The following is a 19,866-nucleotide window of genomic DNA, read 5'->3' as shown; positions in this document are numbered from 1 at the left end:
CGATTCGAGCGGCGGTTCGCGCCGTCGGACGCGGGTCGCGGGCGTCGCTGTCACTGGTAGTCGACCTCTCCTTCCCCCTCGCCGATCCACGCGCCGCGGTCGGGGTTCCGGGAGTTGAGCGGGTCGATGTCCTTGTACCACGGGACGTTCTTCAGCTGCTCTTTGTTGTACACGAACTCGTTTTTCGTGTCGGCGGTGAACTCGAAGTTCTGCGTGAGCAAGATCGCGTCCACCGGGCAGACCTCCTCGCACAGCCGGCAGTAGATGCACTGGCCGATGTGGAGGTTGTACTGCTCGCCGTTGCGCTTGTCGTCCATCACGATCTGGATCGTGTCGTTCGGACAGACGTTCTCGCACTGGCGGCACCAGATGCAGCGCTCCTGGCTGAACTTGTGGACCCCGCGGAACCGCGGGCTCACCTCGGGCGCGACGTCCGGGTACTCCACCGTGAACGTCTGCCCGTCCAGCGCGTGCTTCATCGTCGTTGCCATCGATTTGAGTACTCCGATCATGCTGCGATCACTCCCACGATGATGGCCGTGAGAACCAGGTTGGCGAAGGAGAGCACGAGCATGCCCTTCCAGCCGATCTCGATGAGCTGGTCGATCCGGAACCGCGGAACGGCCGAGCGCGCCCACTGGGTGAACAGGAAGACCGCCCAGATCTTGATGACGAACCAGACGAAGCCCGGCAGCACCGGCCCCGCCGGGCCGCCGAGGAACAGCGTCGCGATGAGCGCCCCGCCGAGGAAGATGTGCAGGAACTCCCCGAGGTAGAACAGGACGAAGTAGACGCTGGAGTACTCGGTCTGGTATCCGGCGACGATCTCGGTCGGCGCCTCCGGGATGTCGAACGGGTTGCGGCCGATCTCGGCCAGGTTCGCGAGGACGAACAGCGCGAACGCGAACGGGTTGACGAACGCGAACCACGAGGGGATCGTCACGCCCGCGATCGAAAAGAGCGGTTCGGCCTGCGCGGCGACGATCTCGCTCATCTGCAGCGTGCCGGTGAAGATGACGACCGACGCCGCGGTCACGATGAGCGGGATTTCGTAGGCGATGTTCTGTGCGACCGCGCGCAGGCCGCCGAGGAGCGAGTACTTGTTGTTCGACGCGTAGCCGCCCATCACGAGGCTGAGCGACGCGATCGACGCGACCGCGAACGCGAAGACGAGCCCGGTCTCGGGATCGGCCAGCTGGATGCCGTTGCCCATCGGGATGACCGCGAAGCCGAGCAGCGCCGACGCCGGCAGGATGATCGGCGCGAGGTCCCACGCGGGCCGGTCGACGCCGTCGGGGACGATCAGCTCCTTCGAGAGCAGTCGGACGGCGTCGGCCACGATGATGAGCAGGCCGAACGGCCCCACGCGGTTGACCGCGATCCGGTCCGTGAACGCGGCGGTGATCTTCCGCTTGGCCCACGGGCCAGCGACCGCGGTCATCGTCAGCATGATGTTGCCGACGATGAACGCCGCGATGAGCGCGGCGACGATCTCGCCGAGGATGCCGAAGCCGCCCAGTCCGAGCAGGTCGACGAGCGTGTCGGGCAAGAGTTGCACCTGCGCCCCGTTCCCGGCCTGCAGCGGAACCATCACCGATCGACCTCCCCGAGGACGATGTCGAGGCTGCCGAGGCTCGCGATCATGTCCGGTACGTACTCGCCGTTGGACATCTCCGGCAGCGTCTGGAGGTTGGAGAAGCACGGGCTGCGGATCTTAAAGCGCGCGGGCTTGTCGGTGCCGTCGGCGCGGATGTAGATCCCGAGTTCGCCCTTCGCTCCCTCGACGGCGCGGTAGATCTCCGTGTCGTCCTCTGGCCGGAGCGTCCGGGGGACGTTCGACTGGATGGTCCGGTCCTCTTCGGGCCAGTCTTCGAGCAGGTCGACGCACTGCTCGATGATCTTCGCCGACTCCTCGACCTCGCGCATGCGCACGAGCAGGCGCGAGAAGTTGTCGCAGCCGTCCTCGACGCACACGTCCCAGTCGAGTTCGGGATAGTAGCCGTAGGGGTCGTCGCGCCGGAGGTCGTAGTCGATTCCGGACCCGCGCGCGACGGGGCCCGTCGCGCCGTAGCTCTTCGCGACGTCCGGCGGGAGCACGCCCGTGTCGATGGTGCGCGCCTGGAGGATCTCGTTGCCCGTGATGAGGTCGTGGTACTCCTCGAGCGCCTCGGGCAACTCCTCGACGAAGTCACGGATCTTCTCGAAGAACTCCTCGCGCGGTTCGGGCAGGTCCCAGACGACGCCGCCGAGCCGGAAGTAGTTGAACATCATCCGCTGGCCCGTGAGATCTTCGAGGAGGTTCTGGACCTTCTCGCGGTCGCGGATGGAGTACATGAAGATCGCGGTGAAGTCGCCGTACACGTCCAGCGCGAACGTCCCGACCGCCAGCATGTGCGAGGCGATCCGGCACAGCTCCGCGCTCATCGTCCGGATGATCTGCGCGTACTCGGGGACGTCGAGGTCAGCGAGGTCCTCGGTGGCGCGCGCGTACGCCCACTCGTTGAGAAGCCCCGCCGAGATGTAGTCCCAGCGGTCCGGGTAGGGCATGATCTGGTAGCGGTAGGTGCCCTGCTGGGCCATCTGCTCCTCGCAGCGGTGCAGGTAGCCGACGTCGGATTCGACGTCCGCCACCTGCTCGCCGTCGAGGGTGCACTTGAGGTGGAGCACGCCGTGGGTGGCGGGGTGGTGCGGCCCGATGTTGATGTACATCGTCTCCGCGTCGTTCTCGTCTGCGTGGTCCTCCTGCAGCGGGTTGGCGTGCTCGCGCAGGGGGACGATCTGGGGTCGATCCTGATCGTAGTCGAGCGCGAGGGGGTGGCCCTGCCAGGTTTCGGGCAGGAGGATGCGCCGGAGGTCGGGATGGCCCTCGTACTCGATGCCCACCAGGTCGTACGCTTCGCGTTCGTGCCAGTCAGCCGTCCGGTAGACCGGTTCGGCCGATTGGCTCACCGGATTTTCCTTGTCGGTGGGGACGACGACGCTCACTTCCTGGGTGGGGTCGTCGAACTTCTTGAGGTGGTAGATCGACTCGTAGCGATCCTCGTACTCCTGGGCGGTCAAACAGGAGAGGTGGTCGAAGCCGGCCTCGTCGCGCAGCGCGAACAGCGCGTCCTGCACGGAGTCGGGTCCGACGACGAAGCCCGGCGCGTTCACGTGCTCCTCGCGACCGATCGCGACGTCGCCGAGGAGGTCGGCGAGTTCGTCGCCGAGGGAGCGCTCTACCGCCTGGGCGTTCCCCTCCGGGTTCTCCAGGCTCATGGGGAATCAGCCCAGTTGTAGCGCATGACGAGGTCGTCCTCGTCGATCTCTTCCGCGAGCTGGTCGACGATCTCGTCCCGGGAGAGGTCGCCGAACTGCTCCAGCTCGTACGGTTTGACGACCACCGGGGCGCTCTCGCCGTTGGCGATCCGCTCCTGGAGCTTGGCGACGCCGTAGACGAGCGCCTCCGGACGCGGGGGGCAGCCGGGGATGTGGATGTCGACCGGGATGACCTCCTCGGCCCCCTTGATCACGTTGTATCCCTCCTGGAACGGGCCGCCGGAGATGGTGCACGAGCCCATACCGACGACGAACTTCGGCTCGGGCATCTGGTCGTAGACGCGCTTCATCCGCGGGGCGAACTTCGAGACGATCGTCCCCGGGACGATGATCACGTCCGCCTGCCGCGGCGAGGCGCGCGGCACGCCCGCACCGAAGCGGTCGAGGTCGTGTTTGACCGCGTAGGTGTGCATCATCTCGATGCTGCAGCAGGCGATCCCGAACTGCAGCATGAACATCGACGATCCCCGGACCCAGTTCATGAACTTGTCGAACTTGGTGAGGATGAAGGGCGACGACCCGAACGCCTCCCGGAGCTTCGAGTTGAAGCGGTCGTCGGTCACGCCCCCGCCCTCGCCGAGCATGCGGGCGTCGCGCGTCGCTGTCTGTACCTGTGAGTCGTCGGTGACGAATGGCTGGTCGCTACTCATGTTTCTCTCTCCGTCTTCCGGCGGGATGCGCGCGGGCTTTTGACCCACTCGACCGCGCCGTTGCGCCACGCCCAGACGAGACCGACGACGAGGACGCCGATGAAGACGAGCATCGGTGCCAACACCTGCGCGAGCGAGGCACCCTGCTCCAGCGCGGAGCGATAGATGACCGTCCACGGGAAGATGAGGACGGTTTCGATGTCGAAAACGACGAACAACAGCGCAACCATGTAGTACTGGATGTTAAACTGGATGCGCGCCGTTCCCGTCGGTATCTCGCCGCTCTCGTAGGTGGCGCTTTTTCCTTGTTCCGGCACGCTCGGCCGAAGAATCGCAGACGCCGCCATCATCCCGAGCGGGATGCCGACGCCGACGACGGCCAATGCGCCGATAGCTATCCATGGATTCATACCCTGGTCTCCGTAACGTGCGGCGCTTGGAAGCGCTCCCCTATAAGCGTTGATTCTTGCATTCACGGGCGAAAACGGCGCTCTCTCGCGATTTTCGGCTAATCTCCCGTGTCCCTTCGGTAACGTCTCGTTGCCGGGGGATCCCGGTCCGCGCCGTCCTCACTCCGATCCGCGTCGGAACCCGTCGAGGCCGAGGTCGTGGAGGTCCTTCGAAACCCGCCCGACGTCCGCCTTCAGGTCCTCGTGGTACGCGAGCAGCCGATCCGTCAGTTCGTCGTGTCGGCGGGCGAGGATCTGCGCAGCGGACAACGCCGCGTTGAACGACTTTCCGGCGTCGACCGCGACGATCGGCGCGCCCGTCGGCATGCCGATGACGGAGTCGACCGACTTCTCCTGAACCGGGACGCCGATGACGGGGAGCGGGTAGGCGATCGAGGCGGTCATGTTCGGCAGGTCCGCCGACTTCCCGCCCGCCCCGGCGACGATCACGTCCAGCCCCCGGTCGGCCGCCGTCTCGCCGTAGGCGTACAGCAGCTCCGGCGTCCGGTGGGCCGAGACGACGTAGCTCTCGTAGGTAAAACGCGCCGACGGCGGGTTCTCGAAGTCGGTCTGCTCGTCGAAGCCGAGCGCGTCGAGCGCCTCGTACGCCCCCGCCATCACGTCGAGGTCCGAGTCCGATCCCATGACGATGCCCACCTCGGGCGTCGTCTCGGGATCGCGCCGCTGCGCCGCTTCCGCCTCCAGCCGGTCGATGAGGTCGTCGATCTCCTCGGTCATGCGTCGTCCCCCGCTCCGCCGGCCGCGAACGTCAATCCGTCGCGCAGTCGGCGCACCCGCCGGAGGAGCGCGTCGCGGGCGTCGTCCGCGCTACCTTCGCCGTCCCCTCCGTCGGTCGCGACGCCCGTCACGTGGCCCATCTTCCGCAGCGGCCGCACCTCGCGCTTTCCGTACCAGTGCAGGCTCGCGCCGTCGGCTTCGAGCACGCGTTCCGCGCCCCGGAGGCTGGCCGCCGTCGGCTCGTCCACGTCGCCGAGCACGTTCGCGCTGACGGTCGGACTCCTGAGCGTCGTCGCCCCGAGCGGCCACCCGAGGACGGCCCGGACGTGCTGTTCGAACTGCGAGGTGAGCGCCCCCTCGATGCTCCAGTGGCCCGAGTTGTGCGGCCGCGGGGCGATCTCGTTGACGAGGATCTCCCCGTCCCCGGTTTCGAAGAGTTCGATCCCGTAGACGCCGCGCCCGTCGAGCAGGTCGAGCACGTCCCGCGCGACCGCCTCCGCGCGCTCCGCGACCGCCCGCGTCGTCCGCGCGGGAACGACCGTCTCCCGGAGGATCTCCGCCTCGTGGACGTTCTCGCCGACGGGGAACGTCCGGACCTCGTCGCGTCCCTTCACGCCGATGACGGAGAGCTCGCGCTCGAAGTCGACGAACGCCTCCGCCATCGCGTCGGCGTCGGTCGCGGTCCCGTCCGGGCTCACGTCGGTCAGGGCGTCCTCGACCTCGGACACGGACCGCACCGGCACGTTCCCGCGGCCGTCGTAGCCGCCGGTCCGGGCCTTCAGCATCACCGCGCCGAACTCGTCGAGGGCGTCGCGGAGGTCGGCCGCGTCGTCGACGCGGCGGAGCGGCGGGACGGGAACCCCGGCGTCGGCGAGCGCCCGCTTCTGGACGAGCTTGTCCTGTATCGTCCGGAGCGCGTCCGGCGACGGCTGCACCGGAACGCCCGCGTCGGCGCTCGCCGCCTCCAGCAGATCCGGGTCGGCCAGTTCGATCTCGAACGTCAGCACGTCGGCGCGGTCGGCCAGCTCGCGGACGGCCGCCGGGTCGTCGAAGCCGCCCTCGACCTGCGACCGGGCGACCGGCGACGCCGGGCAGTCCGGCGTCGGATCGAGCGCGACGACCTCGACGCCGAGCGGGGCGGCCGCTTCTGCGAGCATCCGACCGAGCTGGCCGCCGCCGACCACGCCGAGCGTGGGTCCTGGGACGCTGACTGTCACGGTCCGTCGGTACTGGACGTACCTGCATAAAAGTTGCCAACCTGATCGGAAAAGTGTACACGTGCGTGCGGTTTCGATCCGCCATCGGCCGTCACGAGAGGGTCGCCCTCGACGACCGTCGGAGATCACCCGCCCTCGAACCGCCGCCGGTCGTCCCCGCGATCGGTGCTCGGCGCCGATTCGTCGACGAACACCACGATCCGCTCGTCCCAGAGCTTGAAGTCGTGTTCGAAGGCCGCGTAGCCGTCGAGGTGCGGTTCGAGTTCGGACCGATCCCACTCGTAGGCGACGACGACGGGCGGGGCGTCGGCCGCGACCTCGGCCGGGTCGGATCCCGGCGGGGTGCTCGTCACCAACGCGTCGCACTTTTCGAGGTACCACGGGAGGGGGAGCCGGCTGTGCCAGTCCGGTCCGCCGGGCGGCGGCGAGTCGACGCTCGACTCGTTTTCGACGTAGAACAGGTCCTCCTCGGTGCCGGAAGGGTTCTCCGTGCCGTAGAAGAGTACGTCCGTCCCCCGGTTGTCGGCGGAGACGTCGCAGACGGCGCGCAGCGTGGGCTTCAGGTCGTTGCCGGGTTGGGCCCACTGGAGGACCTCCTCCTCCTCGACGGAGGCGCTGTCCACGTAGGCGGCGTTCGCGCCGACGACGCCCACGGCGGCGGCGAAGATGACGATCGCGGCCAACCCCGTTCCCATCGCGTCCTCGACGGTGAAGGCGGCCGTCGCCGTCCGGTAGACGTACGCCGCGCCGACGGCGGCCGGGATCGCGAGCGGGACGATCACGTGCACCGCGGCCCACGGGGCGGCGATGTCCGTCGCAACCGGGTAGCCGACGACGCTCGCGAATCCCCAGTAGCCGGCGAACGCCACGAGGTCGCGCGATCCGTCCGGCGTCGCGTAGCCGTCGACGACGAACCCGAGAGCCGCGAACACGACGAGGACGCCGGAGCCGTAGACGGCGGTCTCCGCGAGGTCGAAAAAGTACGGCAGGTAGTCGTGCGACTGGTGGCCGCCGGCCGCCCACAGGGCGTAGAACTCGTTCCACGCCCCGACGGTGGCCGCGTCGACGACGGCCGGCCACAGCCCGGGATCGGCGACCGCCTCCCAGAGGTCCGGGCGGGGAGCGTAGAAGAAGACGATCACGACGAAAAAGGCGGTCGTGGCGAGCGCGGCGTGGCCGACGGCGCGGAGGACGCCGGTGCGTAGATCGCCGCTCCAGCGGCAGAGCCCCCGCTTGCCGTCGCGGTAGTACCCGCGAAGCGTCTCGTCCGGCCGTCGCCCGTCCTGGGCCGCGCGAAACAGCCGGTGATCGAGGAGCAGCGCCGCCGCACCGAGGTAACAGAGCACGTAGAGGAGGGCGTTCTCTTTGGTAGTGAACCCGAGCGCGAGGGACGCGCCCGCGAACGGGAGGTACCACGGGTTGCGCGCGTCGACGGCGCGGACGAACAGCCCGAGCGCGACGAACGAGAAGGCGGCGACGAGCACGTCGTTTCGCATGAAGCGCGAGTAGTAGACGAGCAGCGGATCGGCGGCGAGAAAGAGCGCGAGCGCGACGACTTCTGCGTCCCGGAGTCGCTCGCGGAACAGCCACGCAGAAAGCGGGAGGAGTCCGCCGACGACCGCGACGACGAGCCGCGCCGAGAAGTCGCTCGGGGGCAAGACGGCGAAGACGTAGTCGTTGACGATCGGCAGAAACGGCCCGTGGATGATCGGGCGGTAGTAGAACTCGCCCGTCTCGTGGTAGCGGAGGATCCAGTACCCGACGCGCCCCTCGTCCCAGTGCATGATCCGCGAGCCGAGCCCGACGATTCGGGCGAGGAGGGCGACGCCGACCACCGCGAGGAGCGTCCGGTCGATGGACCGCGGGAGGGGACCGTTCCCGTCGTCCGTACTCATGGACACGTCTCGCGCGTCATGGGATACAACTCTTGTGTTCGCGCGCGGGACGACTCGCGGATCGTGCGTCGCGACTCCTGCGATTCCGGAAGAGATCCGCCGCCTACTCCTCGGGAAGTCGGCCGACGTCGTCGTCGACGAGGCTCGGGTGCGTCCGCTGGCGGTCTGGGTGCGGCTCCGAGAAGTACTCGCCCATCGCCGCCATCGATTCCCGCTCGCGGGCGCGCCGCTCGCGCTCGTCGATCTCCTCGCAGCCCGGCGGCACCTCGCGACCGCGATCGGTGAAGTACCCCTCCGGCGTCACCCAGTCGTTGTAAAACGGCGCGTCGGAGTCGTGGATCAGCGTGAGCGCGGTCTGCGCGCCGTGGCCTGCGGCGACGACGGCCTGGTGGTACCGCTCCGCGAGCCGACCTGCGACGTACAGCCCCTCGACGCTCGTCCGGCCGAGATCGTCCGAGCCGAGGTATCGCTTGCTCCCGGCGTCGCGGATCTCCACGTCGAGCCCGTCGAGGTAGTCGGCGTCGGACCACGAGGCCGCGACGACGCGGTCGGCGGCGACGGTCGTCGGTTCGCCGTCCGCCCCGTCCCCTTCGGTCCCGACGACGAACCCGTCGTCGGTCTTCCGGAGCGCGGTCACCCGCCTCGCGAGGAGGTCGCAGCCGTTTCGCGTCGCCTGCGCTTCGAGCATGTCGGCGAAGAGCCGGGCGTTGACGCCCGCGGGGAAGCCGGGGAAGTTCTCCAGGTGGGCGTTGCGTCGGAGGATCGACTCGCCGTCGTTGACGACGAGCGTGTCGAAGCCCGCCCGGGCGGTGAAGACGCCCGCGGTGAGCCCCGCGACCCCGCCCCCGACGATCACCACGTCGCGGCGGCCGTCGGCCGCGACCGCGGCGGCGCTCGTCTCTCGGGCGGTCGAGCCGGCGGCCGTCTCCGGACCGGCCGCCGAATCGGTCGGCGCGTCGGCCGTGTCGGTGTCCGGATCTGCGGGCGCGTCGGTCGCCTCCGCGCCGGCCGCCGAATCGGTCGCCTCAGCGTCGGTGTTCGCTGGCATGGGGTACCGTCGAGCGCGCGGGAAGTTCTACCTCGCGGTTCGCGGCCGCGATCGCGGTGGACGGCGTCGGCCCGGAACTCGCCCGCGATGGATCAGAACTCGCCCGTGACGATGTCCGCGACGCGCTCGCGGTCGAACAGCTCCTCGTCGCCGAACTCGTCCGGATACTGGTCCCGCGCCAGCAGTTCGGTCTGGAACAGGCTCGTGATCGGTCCCTGCTCCGCGTGTCCGCCCTTGAACACCCGGTCGTTTTTCACGGCGGTCAGTTCCGAGCCGAGGTCGTCGTTCTCCATCGGCCGGACGTATTCCTCCCGAAACTCCTCGTCCGAGTACGTCACGCCCCAGTGGATGAACAGCTGGTCGGGATCGTACTCGACGAGTAGTTCCCAGTCCGTCTCGCCGTTTTCGCCCGTGTTCGCGCCCTCGAACGCGTTTTTGATTCCGAGGTCGCGGTACTGCTTCATCTCGTAGCCCGCCTCGGTCGGGTCCATCACGTAGAACAGCCCCTTCGACGGGTCGGAACCGCCGTTCAGGAGCCCGATCGAGGGCCGCTCCTCCGCCGGCGGGAGCCGCGACTCAACCTCGGCCCGCATCTCGTCGTGGACCTCCTTCAGCGCCTCGTAGCGCTCCTCCTCCCGAAACACCTGCGCGACCTTCTCGAACGCCTCGTAGAGGGAGTAAAACTCGTACTTCTCGCCCCACGAGTCGTCGCGGGGGCGGCGGATGAAGTTGCCGAAGAAGGGGGCGACGTTCTCCGCGATCTCCTCTGCGTCCTTTTGTTCCCACTCGAAGTACACCCGCGGGAGGTTGGGGTCCATGAGGTGCAGGTCCGCGTCGATCTCGTAGAAGATCTCCTTGTCGACCTCCTCGCCGCCCCCGCGGATGTCCGTCACGCCTTCGTCGGCCGTCGGGAACGAGACGCCCGGTAGCTCGTCGTAGTACAGGTCGTTCAGCTCCTCCTGACTCCCGTACTCGATGTCCGTGCCGACGAGGCCGTCCGCCTTGCCGAGCGCGATCGCCATCTCCGCGTACGCCTCCTTGTACGTGACGTACCGCTCCGGCACCTCGTCGAACTCGACCTCGCCCATCGGCTCCATCGAGACGGTGTAGGGATCGCCCCCCGAGCCATCGTCGTTCGAGTCGTTCTCCGCCGAGGCACCGCCGTCGCCGAGGCAGCCGGAGAGTCCCGCGCCGAGAGCGAGGCCGGCACCGCCCGCGAGTACGCCGCGCCGCGTCGTCGTTCTGTCGTCGACCATGTTTTTAGGCTAGCCTAAAAGTATATAACAACTCCGGATCGTTGATTCGCCGAAATCGCCGCGAAATCGAGCGCTCGTCGCTCGACGGGTTCGGCTCGCGAAGCCGAATACGACGGGCGAGCGAGAGGGTCACCTCCCCCCGGAACTACTCGTCGATCGCGCGGTGCGGGGAGATGTGCGGTCCCGTCGGGCTCTGCGAGTCGACGGTCGCGTCCACCCGGAACACGTCGCGAAGGAGTTCCTCGGTGACGACCCGCCGGGGCGGTCCCCAGTCGTACAGTTCGCCGTCTTTCATCGCGATCAGGTTGTCGGCGAACCGCGCGGCCTGTCCGATGTCGTGCAGCACGACCGCGACCGTCACGTCGCGTTCGTCCTTCAGCGTCCGGATGACCTCCATCACGCGGAGCTGGTGGTGCAGGTCGAGGTACGTCGTCGGCTCGTCGAGGAGCAGCACGTCGGTCTCCTGCGCCAGCACCATCGCGATCCACGCGAGCTGCTTTTGGCCGCCGCTCAGGTTCCCGACGTCGCTGTCGCGGAGGTGCGTCACGCCCGCGAGGGACAGGGCCGTCTCGACCGCCGCTGCGTCGTCCTCGGTCACGGACTCGAAGAAGCCGCGGTGGGGGTACCTGCCGTGGTAGACGAGGTCCTCGACGGTGAGGCTGCCGGGGGCTTCGTTCTCCTGCGACAGCAGCCCGAGCTTCCGGGCGAGCTGTTTCGTCCCGAGCGCGTGGACGTCCTCGCCGTCGAGGACGACGCTCCCGCGGTCCGGCGTGAGCTGGTTCGACATCGCCCGCAGGAGCGTGCTCTTGCCGGAGCCGTTCGGTCCGACGAGCGCCGTGACCTCCCCCGCCGGGATGACGACGTTCTCGCACTCGACGACCGGTTCGTCCGTGCTCGGGTACCCGATGGCGAGGTTCTCGCCGTACAGCTCGCACGCGGCCGCTCGCTCGCCGTCGGACGGCGACGCGGCACCGTCGCCGGCGTCCGGCGTCCGAGCGGCGTCGTCGGCTCGCTCGTCGATCACTTCGGTTTCGGTCATCGGATCGCCTCCGTTCCGTAGCGCGCGTGCTCGGTCGTCATTTTAGATCTCCCCCAGTTGTTCTTTCTTTCGCATCAGATACAGGAAGTACGGCCCACCGATGAGCCCCGTCACGATGCCGACGGGGAGTTGCGCCGGGCTGAGCGCCAGCCGCGCGCCGACGTCGGCCGCGACCAACAGCGCCGGTCCGGCGAACACGCAGCCGATCGTGAGGCGCTTGTAATCTCCCCCCACGAGGTTACGCACCATGTGCGGGACGATGAGGCCGACGAAGCTCACGATGCCGGCGACCGCGATGGCGGCGCTGGCTGCGAGGATTGCGATGCCCGACAGCGCGAAGCGAACCCGCTCGACCGGCATGCCCAACGACTTGGCCGTCTTCTCGCCGAGCAGTAGCACGTTCAGCTGCCGGGAGGCGACGAGCGCGAGCAGCATGGACGCGACCGTCCACGGAAACGCGGTCCGCACCTGCTCCCAGTCGGTGCCGGTCAGCGATCCGGTCGTCCACGAGATCGCGTTCTGAACGACGCTGATGTCGCTCGCCAGCATGTACAGCGCCGTCTGGAGCGACCCGAAGACCGTCGAGACGATGACGCCCGCGAGGACGAGCCGAACGGGACTGGTGCCGTTTTTCCACGCGATGGCGTAGACGATGAGAAAGGCGATCGCGCCGCCGAGGGCGGCGAAGAGCGGGAGGAAGGTCGACATCCCGCTGAACACGACGAGCGTGAGCAGGATGGCGAGCCCCGCGCCCGAACTGACACCGAGGATGTACGGGCTGGCGAGTTCGTTGCGCGTGACGGCTTGAAAGATCGCCCCGGAGACGGCGAGGTTCATACCGACGAGGATGCCGACGACGACCCGCGGGAGCCGGATGTTCCAGACGACGAGCGTATCTCGCGGAAGGTCGACGTCGGGAACCGCGATTCCCGCGAGCGCGAGCGCGTCCTCGCCGAGGAAGAAGCTCAAGAGCAGCCGGGGATTCGTCCACACGATCGGGTCGAACACCGCGCTCCACGCCTGCCCGATACTCATCGAGTACGTCCCGAAGCTCACCTGCACCAGCGTCGCCCCGAGGACGACGAGGCTGCTGCCCAGCGCGAGCGAGACGAGAGAGCCGTCGAGCCAAGCGAACCGCCTCCCGGAACGCGTTTCGACCGCCGCGCTCGTCCCCGCGTCGTTCGACACGGCTATCGTCCCCCCCGACGACAGCCGCGCGACCTCCGTCGCCGCCGTTCTGCGCCCATGAATTTTAGGTTCACCTAATTCCGCAAAAGGGCTTCGGTTCGAGAAGATCCGAGGAGGAGAAGGCCGGGGATCGTATCCTCGGCGGCGGGCGACCCCAGCGTCTCCCGTCGATCGTCAGTCCTGACCGGTGATAACGTTCGCGACCTCGTTCCGATCGAACAGTTCACCCTCGAACGCGTCCGGGAAGAGGTCCTTCGCGGTCCGTTCGAGGACGAAGAGGTGCTGAATCGGTCCCTGGTAGATCGGGCCGCCGCGGAACACCATGTCGTTTTGCACCGCCGCGAGCTCGCTCGCGACGTCGTGGTCCTTCATGAACGCGACGACCGTGTTCTGGAACTCCTCCGCGGTCTTGGTCTCGTGGCCGCGCACGAGGATCACGTCCGGGTCCACTTCGAGCATCGCTTCGTAGTCGATGGTTCCGCGGTCGGTGGTCGACAGCCCGCTGATTCCCGTCCCCGTGAGCGCGTCCTCGATGCCGAGGTCGTGGAGGTGCTTGTTGTCGGTCCCTTTGTCGGTCACCCGGTACGGCGAGAACTCTTCGGGTTGGTCGCCGTCTCCGTAGGTGAGCAGCGCGGCCGGCCGCTCGTCCGGAAGCTTCGACTGCACCTCCTCGACGTAGTCGTCGTGGATCGATTTGAACGCCTCGTAGCGTTCCTGCTGCTGGAACACCTGCGCGACCTTCTCGAACGCCTCGTACATCGAGTAGTACTCGTAGTCGTGCCAGTCGTCCGTCCGGCGGAAGATGGTGTTGCCGATGAACGGAGCGACGCCCTCGGCGATTTCGTCCACGTCCTCCTGTTCGAGTCCGAAAGACGACCCGTCGACGATCCAGTTCGGATCGATGACGTGGACGTCGGCGTCGATCTCGTAGAACAGCTCCTTGTCGATCTGGAAGCTGTCGTTGATCAGCTCCGTCATCGAGCCGAGGTCGACGTCGACGCCGTCGAGTTCGTCGAAGTAGTGGGTGTAAAAGCGGTCCTTTTCGCCGACCGCGGCCAATCCGTCGACCTGACCGAGCGCGATGCCCATCTCGCCGTAGCCGGTCTCGTAGGCGACCCACCGCTCCGGGACGCCGTCGAACTCGACCTCGCCGACGGGGACCATACTCACCGTGTACGACTCGCCGTCGGACGAGCCGTCGCCGTCCGACTGGTTCCCGTCGCCGTTCGATCCGCCGTTTCCGGAGTCGCCGAACGCGTCGGTGCAGCCCGCGAGCGCCGTCGTCAGTGCACCCGCGCCGACGCCGAGTAGTTCACGTCGTCGCATTACCTGTTTAGGTTCGCCTAAAACCCATAAATGCGTCGATTGCTCGGCGAGCCGACCATCCGGGCGTCGTCGGCCGCCCACAAACCTTAGACGGTGGACCCCGAACGGCCCCCGTGGACGAAATCGCCGTTTCGACCGTCGTCTATCTACCCCCCGACGAGGTGTACGACTTTCTCGTCGACTTCCCGCGCTATGCGAACTACTCGAAACACCTCGAAGAGGTCAGGAGCGACGGCGACGGTTCGTCGGGGACGCGGTACGCGCTGCGTTTCGCGTGGTGGAAGCTGACCTACACCGCCCACTCCGAGGTGACCGACCTCGACCCGCCGGCGCGGATCGACTGGCGGCTCGTGAAGGACATCCACGCGCACGGGCGTTGGCGGGTCGAACCGCTCGACGAATTTCCCGCCGACGCGCCCCCCGACGCCGACGCCGCGTGCCGCGTTCACTTCGAGATCGAGTTCGACGCCGACACCGCCCGCGACGGCGCGCTGGATCTGCCCCCGCTCGTCTCCTTCGACTGGGTGATCGGGAAGATCAAGCCGCTCGTCCTGAAGGAGGCGGAGCGCGTCGTCGAGCGCATCGTCGCCGACATCGAGGGGAGGGAACGCGACGTCGAGTTGACGGTGCGCAATCGGCCGACGAGCGTCTGAGCGCGCATCCGCGTTCGGCGATAGCCGAGTCGTCACGCCGTTGGCGCGTTGGTGGCGAACAGACGGCGCGCGGATCACTCGCGAGGGGGGTGCGCCGTGCGACCGCGAAACCCCCCGCGTCGACGGGTTAACGCACGGCGGAAAGTGGGCTCGTCATCGCGTATAAACCTCCGTCCGGATCGCTCCGGCGGGCGCGCTGGCGGCCGGTTCCCGGGGACGTGTCCGCGGCCGTTCTCGCGGGTACGCTCGCGGCCGATTCGCGGCCGTCGTCGAAGGGAAATAGTGATACAGCCGCCGCTCCGAGGCGGGGGTATGCACGGAGGATCCGCCGTCCAATGCGCGTGATAATCATCGGCGCGGGGCAGGTCGGCGAGAGCATCGCGGACGATCTCGACGGCGGTCACGAGGTGGTCGTCGTCGAGCGCAACTCGGACCGCGTCGAGGAGCTGACGTATTCGCTCGACGTGCTCGCGGTGGAGGGTGACGGGACCTCGCTTTCGACGCTCGAGGACGCCGGCGTCGACCGAGCCGACATGGTCATCGCCAGCACGGACGACGACGAGACGAACATCGTCGCCTGCTCGACGGCGAAGGCGGTGAGCGACGCGTTCACGATCGCCCGGATCAAGAACACCGAGTACCTCCGGACGTGGGAACGGTCCGAGAAGGCGTTCGGCATCGACTTCATGGTGTGTACGAACCTGCTCACCGCGGAGGCGATCGTCCGGGTCGTCGGTCTTCCCGCCGCGCGCGACGTGGACCCGTTCGCCGGCGGGCAGGTCCAGATGGCGGAGTTCGAGATCGCGGCGGAGAGCCCGGTCGCGGATCAGACCGTCCGGGAGGCCGACCGCTTCGACTCGCTGACGTTCGCCGCCGTACTCCGCGACGGCGAGGTCGAGATCCCCCGCGGCGAGACGGTGATCCGCCCCGGCGACCGCGTCGTCGTCATCGGCAGCCCCAACAGCGTTCAGGAGTTCGCGCGAACCGTCGCCCCCGAGGAGTCGCCCGGAACGGCCGAGGAGGTCGTCGTCGTCGGCGGGAGCGAGATCGGCTACCACGTCGCTCGACTGCTCGAAGAGCGCGACTTCCACCCGCGGCTCATCGAGCAGGACCACGATCGCGCCCGCGAACTCGCGGAGGAGCTGCCCGGCACCGTCGTCATGGAGAGCGACGCCACCGACATCGCCTTCCTCGAACGCGAGCACGTCGGCGAGGCGGATCTGCTCGTCTCGGCGCTCGACTCCGACGAGAAGAACCTCCTCGTCTCCCTCCTGGCCAGTCGCCTCGGCGTCGAGCGGACCGTCGCCGTCATCGACACGACGGCCTACGTCGAACTGTTCGAGGCGGTCGGCGTCAACGTCGGGATCAGCCCGCGCGAGGTGGTCGCGGAGGAGATCACGCGCTTTACCCACGCGGGCGGCGCGGAGAACGTCGCCCTGATCGAAAACGACCGGGCCGAGGTGCTCGAGATCGAAGTCGACGACGAGAGCGCCCTCGTCGGGCACCCGATCCGCGAATCCGTCGCGTCGCTGCCACAGGGGGTCGTCATCGGCGCGATCACGCGCGACCGCGACCTCATCACCCCCCGCGGTGACACGGTCGTCGAAGTCGGCGACCACGTCGTCGTGTTCGCCGACACGGCGGTCGCAGACGAGGTCGCCTCGGCGCTGTAGGTTCGGAGACCGTGCGACCGACGCCCGGTCGTCGGTTCAGTACATTAATACCGCCGACGGAAGACTCCCGGATGTGACGTTCCAGGAGCGTGTCGCCCCGTGAAGCTGCGCGTCGATTACAGAGCCAGCCTCAGTCTCGTCGGAACGGTCCTGAAGTACCTCGCCGTCCCCCTCCTCCTCCCCGTCGGCGTCGCGCTCGCGTACGGCGAGACGGTCGTCCCCTTTCTCGCGACGATGCTCGTCACGGTCGCCGTCGGCGTCGGGTTCGAACGGCTCCGCCCCGACCCCGACCTCGGCCCGCGCGAGGGCTTTCTGATGGTCGGCCTCACGTGGCTCGCGGTGGCCGCCGTCGGCGCTCTCCCGTACCTCGTCGCCGCCCACGGCGTGCCGTTCGCGACGGAGCCGATCGCCCCGACCTCGACGCTCGGAAACCCCGTCAACGCCGTCTTCGAGAGCACGAGCGGTTTCACCACCACCGGGGCGACGGTCCTCGGCGAGATCAGCGTCGAGAAGCACGGCTACGCGATCATGATCTGGCGACAGCTCACCCAGTGGCTCGGGGGGATGGGCATCGTCGTCCTCGCGGTCGCTATCCTCCCGGAACTGTCGGTCGGGGGCGCACAGCTCATGGACGCCGAGGCGCCGGGCCCCGGCATCGAGAAGCTCACGCCGCGGATCGCGGAGACCGCGCGGGCGCTCTGGGTCGCCTACCTCGGGTTCACCGCGCTCGAGATCCTGCTCCTGTACGGGCTGTTCGTCGCCGGCGTCGACGCGAACATGACGCTCTACAACGCCGTGGCGCACGGGCTGACGACGATGCCGACCGGCGGGTTCTCGCCGGAGGCGCGCAGCATCGAGGCGTTCTCGGCGGCGGCCCAGTGGATCATCGTTCCCTTCATGATCGTCGCCGGGACGAACTTCGCGCTCATCTGGCGCGGGCTCACCGGCGACCCGAAGCGGCTGACGGACGACTCCGAGTTCCGGTTCTACCTCGGCGCGCTCGCCGCGCTCACCGCCGTCGTCGCCCTCTTGCTGTTTACGGGCGCCGGATTCGTGACCGCCGCGCCGGCGGGTCGGACGTTCGACGCGGCGTACCTCGCGGACGCCCGGAGCGCCATCGTCACGGAGGTCGAGCCGTCCCTCCGGCACGCGACCTTTCAGGTGGTCTCGATCATGACGACGACCGGATACGCCAGCCTCGATTTCGACGCGTGGAGCCCACCCGCGCAGTACGTCCTGCTCTTCGCCATGTTCATCGGCGGCTCCGCCGGATCGACCGGCGGGGCGATCAAGGTGGTCCGCTGGTACGTGATCCTGAAATCGATCCGCCGGGAGCTGTACACGACCGCACACCCCAAAGCCGTCCGGCCGGTCCGGCTCGGCGGCCGCGCGCTCGACGAGCGCGCGATCCGCGGGATCTACGTCTTCACGGTCCTGTACCTCGTGCTGTTTTTCGTCTCGACGGGGCTGCTGTTCTTCGATTCGGGGCGCATCGGCTACGAGATCTCCGTGCTGGAGTCGATGAGCGCCGTCGCGGCTACGCTCGGCAACGTCGGCCCCGGGTTCGGCGTCGTCGGCCCGATGGGTAGCTACATCGAATTTTCGAGCACCGGCAAGCTGTTCATGGTCGTCCTGATGTGGGTCGGACGGCTGGAGATCCTGCCGATACTGGTGCTTCTCACGCCCGAGTACTGGCGGCGGTGAGAGACCCCATCTCACGGTTCCAGCCCGTACAGCGCGGAGCGGAGGAACACGAGCACGGGGATGATCTCCAGTCGGCCAATCCACATGTTCAACACGAGCATCGCCTCGGCGAGCGGGTTCATCGTCGGCCCGGTGATCCCCGTGGAGAGGCCGACGTTCCCCTGCGCGCTCGCGACCTCGAAGAGGGCGTCCGCGTACCCGAACTCCGCGCCGGCGACGTTGACGAGGATCACGCTGGTGGCGACGAGCACGAGTACCCAGAGGAGGGTCACGATGGCCGCCTCGCTGAACTCGCGTTCCATCTCCCCGCGATCGAGCACCCGGCCGTCGATCTTCGCGGTCACGACCGCGCTCGCCGGGAGGAACACCCGGGAGAACTGCCACTTGATGCCGCGTCCGATGGTGTACCCGCGGATGATCTTGATGCCGCCGACGGTGCTCCCCGCCGCGCCGCCGAGCACCATCGCGCCCGAGACGATGAGCTTCCCGCCCGCGCTCCAGTCGCCGACGGGCGAGGACTGAAAGCCGGTGCAGGTGAGCGCGCTGACGAACTGGAAGACGGAGTCGCGGATCGCGTCCGCCTGCGCGACGGTGAAGAGCCCGAGCGACGGCAGCCCCAGCCAGTCCGCCGTGCCGGTGAACGCCGCCCGGGTGGACGAGAGCGCGGCGACGTTCTGGACCGACAGGAGGAGGACGCCGACGCCGAAGAGGACGAACAGCCAGCGCGTCTGGAGGTCGGTGACGAGCGGCCGGAGGTCCCGGTCGCGGAGGATCACGTAGTGGATCGGAAAGGCGATGGCGCCCAGCGTCATGATCGGCAGGAGCACCGTCTCGATGAGCGGCGAATCGTAGGTCTCGATCGAGTTGTCCGTGACGCTGAACCCGCCGGTCGAGAGCCCCGTCATCGCGTGGTTGAGCGCCTGCCAGCCCGCCTCCCAGAGGGGCAGCTGCGACCCGTAATCGCTCGTCCTGATCGCGGCGAAGAGCGCGAGCACCGAGGCGATCGTGTAGAGGACGAAGATCTTCCAGACGGTGCGGACGGTCGAGACGACGCTCGGGTGGATCTTCTCCTCGCGCGCCTCGCCCCGGTAGAGCGCGTAGCTCCCGCTTCCGGGGCGGGCGAGGATCGAGACGGTGAGGACGATCACCCCGACGCCGCCGACCCACTGGATGAGAGAGCGCCACCACTGGATCGTCCGCGGGAGCGACGGTTCGTGGATCGCCATCGTCAGCCCGCTTCCGGTCCACCCGCTCATGCTCTCGAAGAAGGCGTGCAGCGGGCTCCGAAAGTACGCGAGGCTCGACCGCGTCGTCCCGGCACCCACCGCGATCGGTTCGTACGCCGCGCCCGCGGGGACGTAGGTGTCCATCACGCCAACCGGCGTGAAGTACGCCGTCAGGACGAACGGGATCGCCCCGAAGACGGCGGTCGAGAACCATCCCGCCGCGGCGATGATCATCCCGTGTTTCGCCCCGGGATTCGGAGCCGCCTCGAAGGCGCGTCGCGCGCCGAAGCCGATCGCGGCCGTCGCGCCGCCGGAGAGCAGGAACGCGAGCGCCGCGTACCACTCGCCGAACGCGGCGGCGACCCCGACGGTGACTGTCATGAGCGTCGCCTGCATCACGAGCAGCGACCCGACGTCCCGCGCGATCGTGGCGAGGTCCGCGGGCACGCCCGCGACGGTCCGACGGCGCGATCTGCGTTGCGGCAT

At 68.2% G+C, this 19,866-nt stretch carries 17 protein-coding genes; 3 read left to right on the top strand and 14 right to left on the bottom strand.

Going from position 1 to position 19,866, the window contains the following annotated elements; genetic code table 11:
* Positions 1–50 precede the first annotated feature (50 nt).
* From C3L37_RS14000 to C3L37_RS13940, 13 genes are all read right to left on the bottom strand, one after another.
* Positions 51–512 (bottom strand): NuoI/complex I 23 kDa subunit family protein, encoded by a 462-nt coding sequence (locus C3L37_RS14000; RefSeq protein ID WP_129115224.1) that lies wholly within the window; start codon positions 510–512, stop codon positions 51–53.
* Positions 509–1,591 carry a complex I subunit 1/NuoH family protein gene (locus C3L37_RS13995; RefSeq protein ID WP_129115223.1) on the bottom strand — a complete coding sequence of 361 codons (1,083 nt, stop codon included), beginning with the start codon at positions 1,589–1,591 and terminating at the stop codon, positions 509–511. Before C3L37_RS13995 ends, C3L37_RS14000 begins: the two co-directional genes overlap by 4 nt.
* Entirely contained in the window at positions 1,591–3,258 is a 1,668-nt protein-coding gene (locus tag C3L37_RS13990) for an NADH-quinone oxidoreductase subunit D-related protein (RefSeq protein ID WP_129115222.1), read from the bottom strand. The genes C3L37_RS13995 and C3L37_RS13990 overlap by 1 nt, the downstream gene beginning before the upstream one ends.
* The gene (locus C3L37_RS13985; protein ID WP_129115221.1) at positions 3,255–3,968 is read right to left on the bottom strand and encodes an NADH-quinone oxidoreductase subunit B; all 714 of its coding nucleotides are present in this window, start codon (positions 3,966–3,968) and stop codon (positions 3,255–3,257) included. Before C3L37_RS13985 ends, C3L37_RS13990 begins: the two co-directional genes overlap by 4 nt.
* Entirely contained in the window at positions 3,965–4,378 is a 414-nt protein-coding gene (locus C3L37_RS13980; protein WP_129115220.1) for an NADH-quinone oxidoreductase subunit A, read from the bottom strand. Before C3L37_RS13980 ends, C3L37_RS13985 begins: the two co-directional genes overlap by 4 nt.
* Before the next feature lie 159 nt (positions 4,379–4,537).
* Positions 4,538–5,155, bottom strand: a complete 618-nt coding sequence (gene purE / locus C3L37_RS13975; RefSeq protein ID WP_129115219.1) for a 5-(carboxyamino)imidazole ribonucleotide mutase — start codon at positions 5,153–5,155, stop codon at positions 4,538–4,540.
* Complete coding sequence (locus tag C3L37_RS13970) at positions 5,152–6,372, bottom strand: 5-(carboxyamino)imidazole ribonucleotide synthase (protein WP_129115218.1); 1,221 nt, start codon at positions 6,370–6,372, stop codon at positions 5,152–5,154. Before C3L37_RS13970 ends, purE begins: the two co-directional genes overlap by 4 nt.
* A 125-nt stretch (positions 6,373–6,497) precedes the next feature.
* Positions 6,498–8,267, bottom strand: coding sequence for a flippase activity-associated protein Agl23 (locus tag C3L37_RS13965; RefSeq protein WP_129115217.1), 1,770 nt, complete (start codon positions 8,265–8,267; stop codon positions 6,498–6,500).
* Positions 8,268–8,370: 103 nt separating this feature from the next.
* Entirely contained in the window at positions 8,371–9,315 is a 945-nt protein-coding gene (locus C3L37_RS13960) for an FAD-binding protein (protein ID WP_228546230.1), read from the bottom strand.
* A 92-nt stretch (positions 9,316–9,407) separates the two neighbouring features.
* Positions 9,408–10,571: an ABC transporter substrate-binding protein gene (locus C3L37_RS13955; protein WP_129115216.1), complete on the bottom strand. Its 1,164-nt coding sequence runs from the start codon at positions 10,569–10,571 to the stop codon at positions 9,408–9,410.
* Positions 10,572–10,716: 145 nt separating this feature from the next.
* Complete coding sequence (locus tag C3L37_RS13950; protein WP_129115215.1) at positions 10,717–11,610, bottom strand: ABC transporter ATP-binding protein; 894 nt, start codon at positions 11,608–11,610, stop codon at positions 10,717–10,719.
* 42 nt (positions 11,611–11,652) lie between these two features.
* Entirely contained in the window at positions 11,653–12,798 is a 1,146-nt protein-coding gene (locus tag C3L37_RS13945; protein WP_129115214.1) for a FecCD family ABC transporter permease, read from the bottom strand.
* A gap of 174 nt (positions 12,799–12,972) precedes the next feature.
* Positions 12,973–14,124: an ABC transporter substrate-binding protein gene (locus C3L37_RS13940; RefSeq protein ID WP_129115213.1), complete on the bottom strand. Its 1,152-nt coding sequence runs from the start codon at positions 14,122–14,124 to the stop codon at positions 12,973–12,975.
* Between the two features lie 113 nt (positions 14,125–14,237).
* On the opposite strand from C3L37_RS13940, the gene C3L37_RS13935 reads away from it, so the two are divergent.
* The 3 genes from C3L37_RS13935 (at position 14,238) to C3L37_RS13925 (ending at position 18,154) form a co-directional block, all read left to right on the top strand.
* Positions 14,238–14,777: a type II toxin-antitoxin system RatA family toxin gene (locus C3L37_RS13935; protein ID WP_129115212.1), complete on the top strand. Its 540-nt coding sequence runs from the start codon at positions 14,238–14,240 to the stop codon at positions 14,775–14,777.
* Positions 14,778–15,112: 335 nt separating this feature from the next.
* The gene (gene trkA / locus C3L37_RS13930) at positions 15,113–16,450 is read left to right on the top strand and encodes a Trk system potassium transporter TrkA (protein ID WP_129115211.1); all 1,338 of its coding nucleotides are present in this window, start codon (positions 15,113–15,115) and stop codon (positions 16,448–16,450) included.
* Positions 16,451–16,549: 99 nt separating this feature from the next.
* Positions 16,550–18,154 carry a TrkH family potassium uptake protein gene (locus C3L37_RS13925; protein WP_129115210.1) on the top strand — a complete coding sequence of 535 codons (1,605 nt, stop codon included), beginning with the start codon at positions 16,550–16,552 and terminating at the stop codon, positions 18,152–18,154.
* Positions 18,155–18,165: 11 nt separating this feature from the next.
* On the opposite strand, the gene C3L37_RS13920 is transcribed toward C3L37_RS13925, so the two are convergent.
* Positions 18,166–19,866 (bottom strand): potassium transporter TrkG, encoded by a 1,701-nt coding sequence (locus C3L37_RS13920; protein ID WP_129115209.1) that lies wholly within the window; start codon positions 19,864–19,866, stop codon positions 18,166–18,168.

Origin of the sequence: Halegenticoccus tardaugens (genome assembly GCF_004116405.1) — an archaeon.
In the GTDB taxonomy this organism is placed as follows: domain Archaea; phylum Halobacteriota; class Halobacteria; order Halobacteriales; family Haloferacaceae; genus Halegenticoccus; species Halegenticoccus tardaugens.
This window is presented reverse-complemented; position numbering and strand designations above follow the sequence as displayed.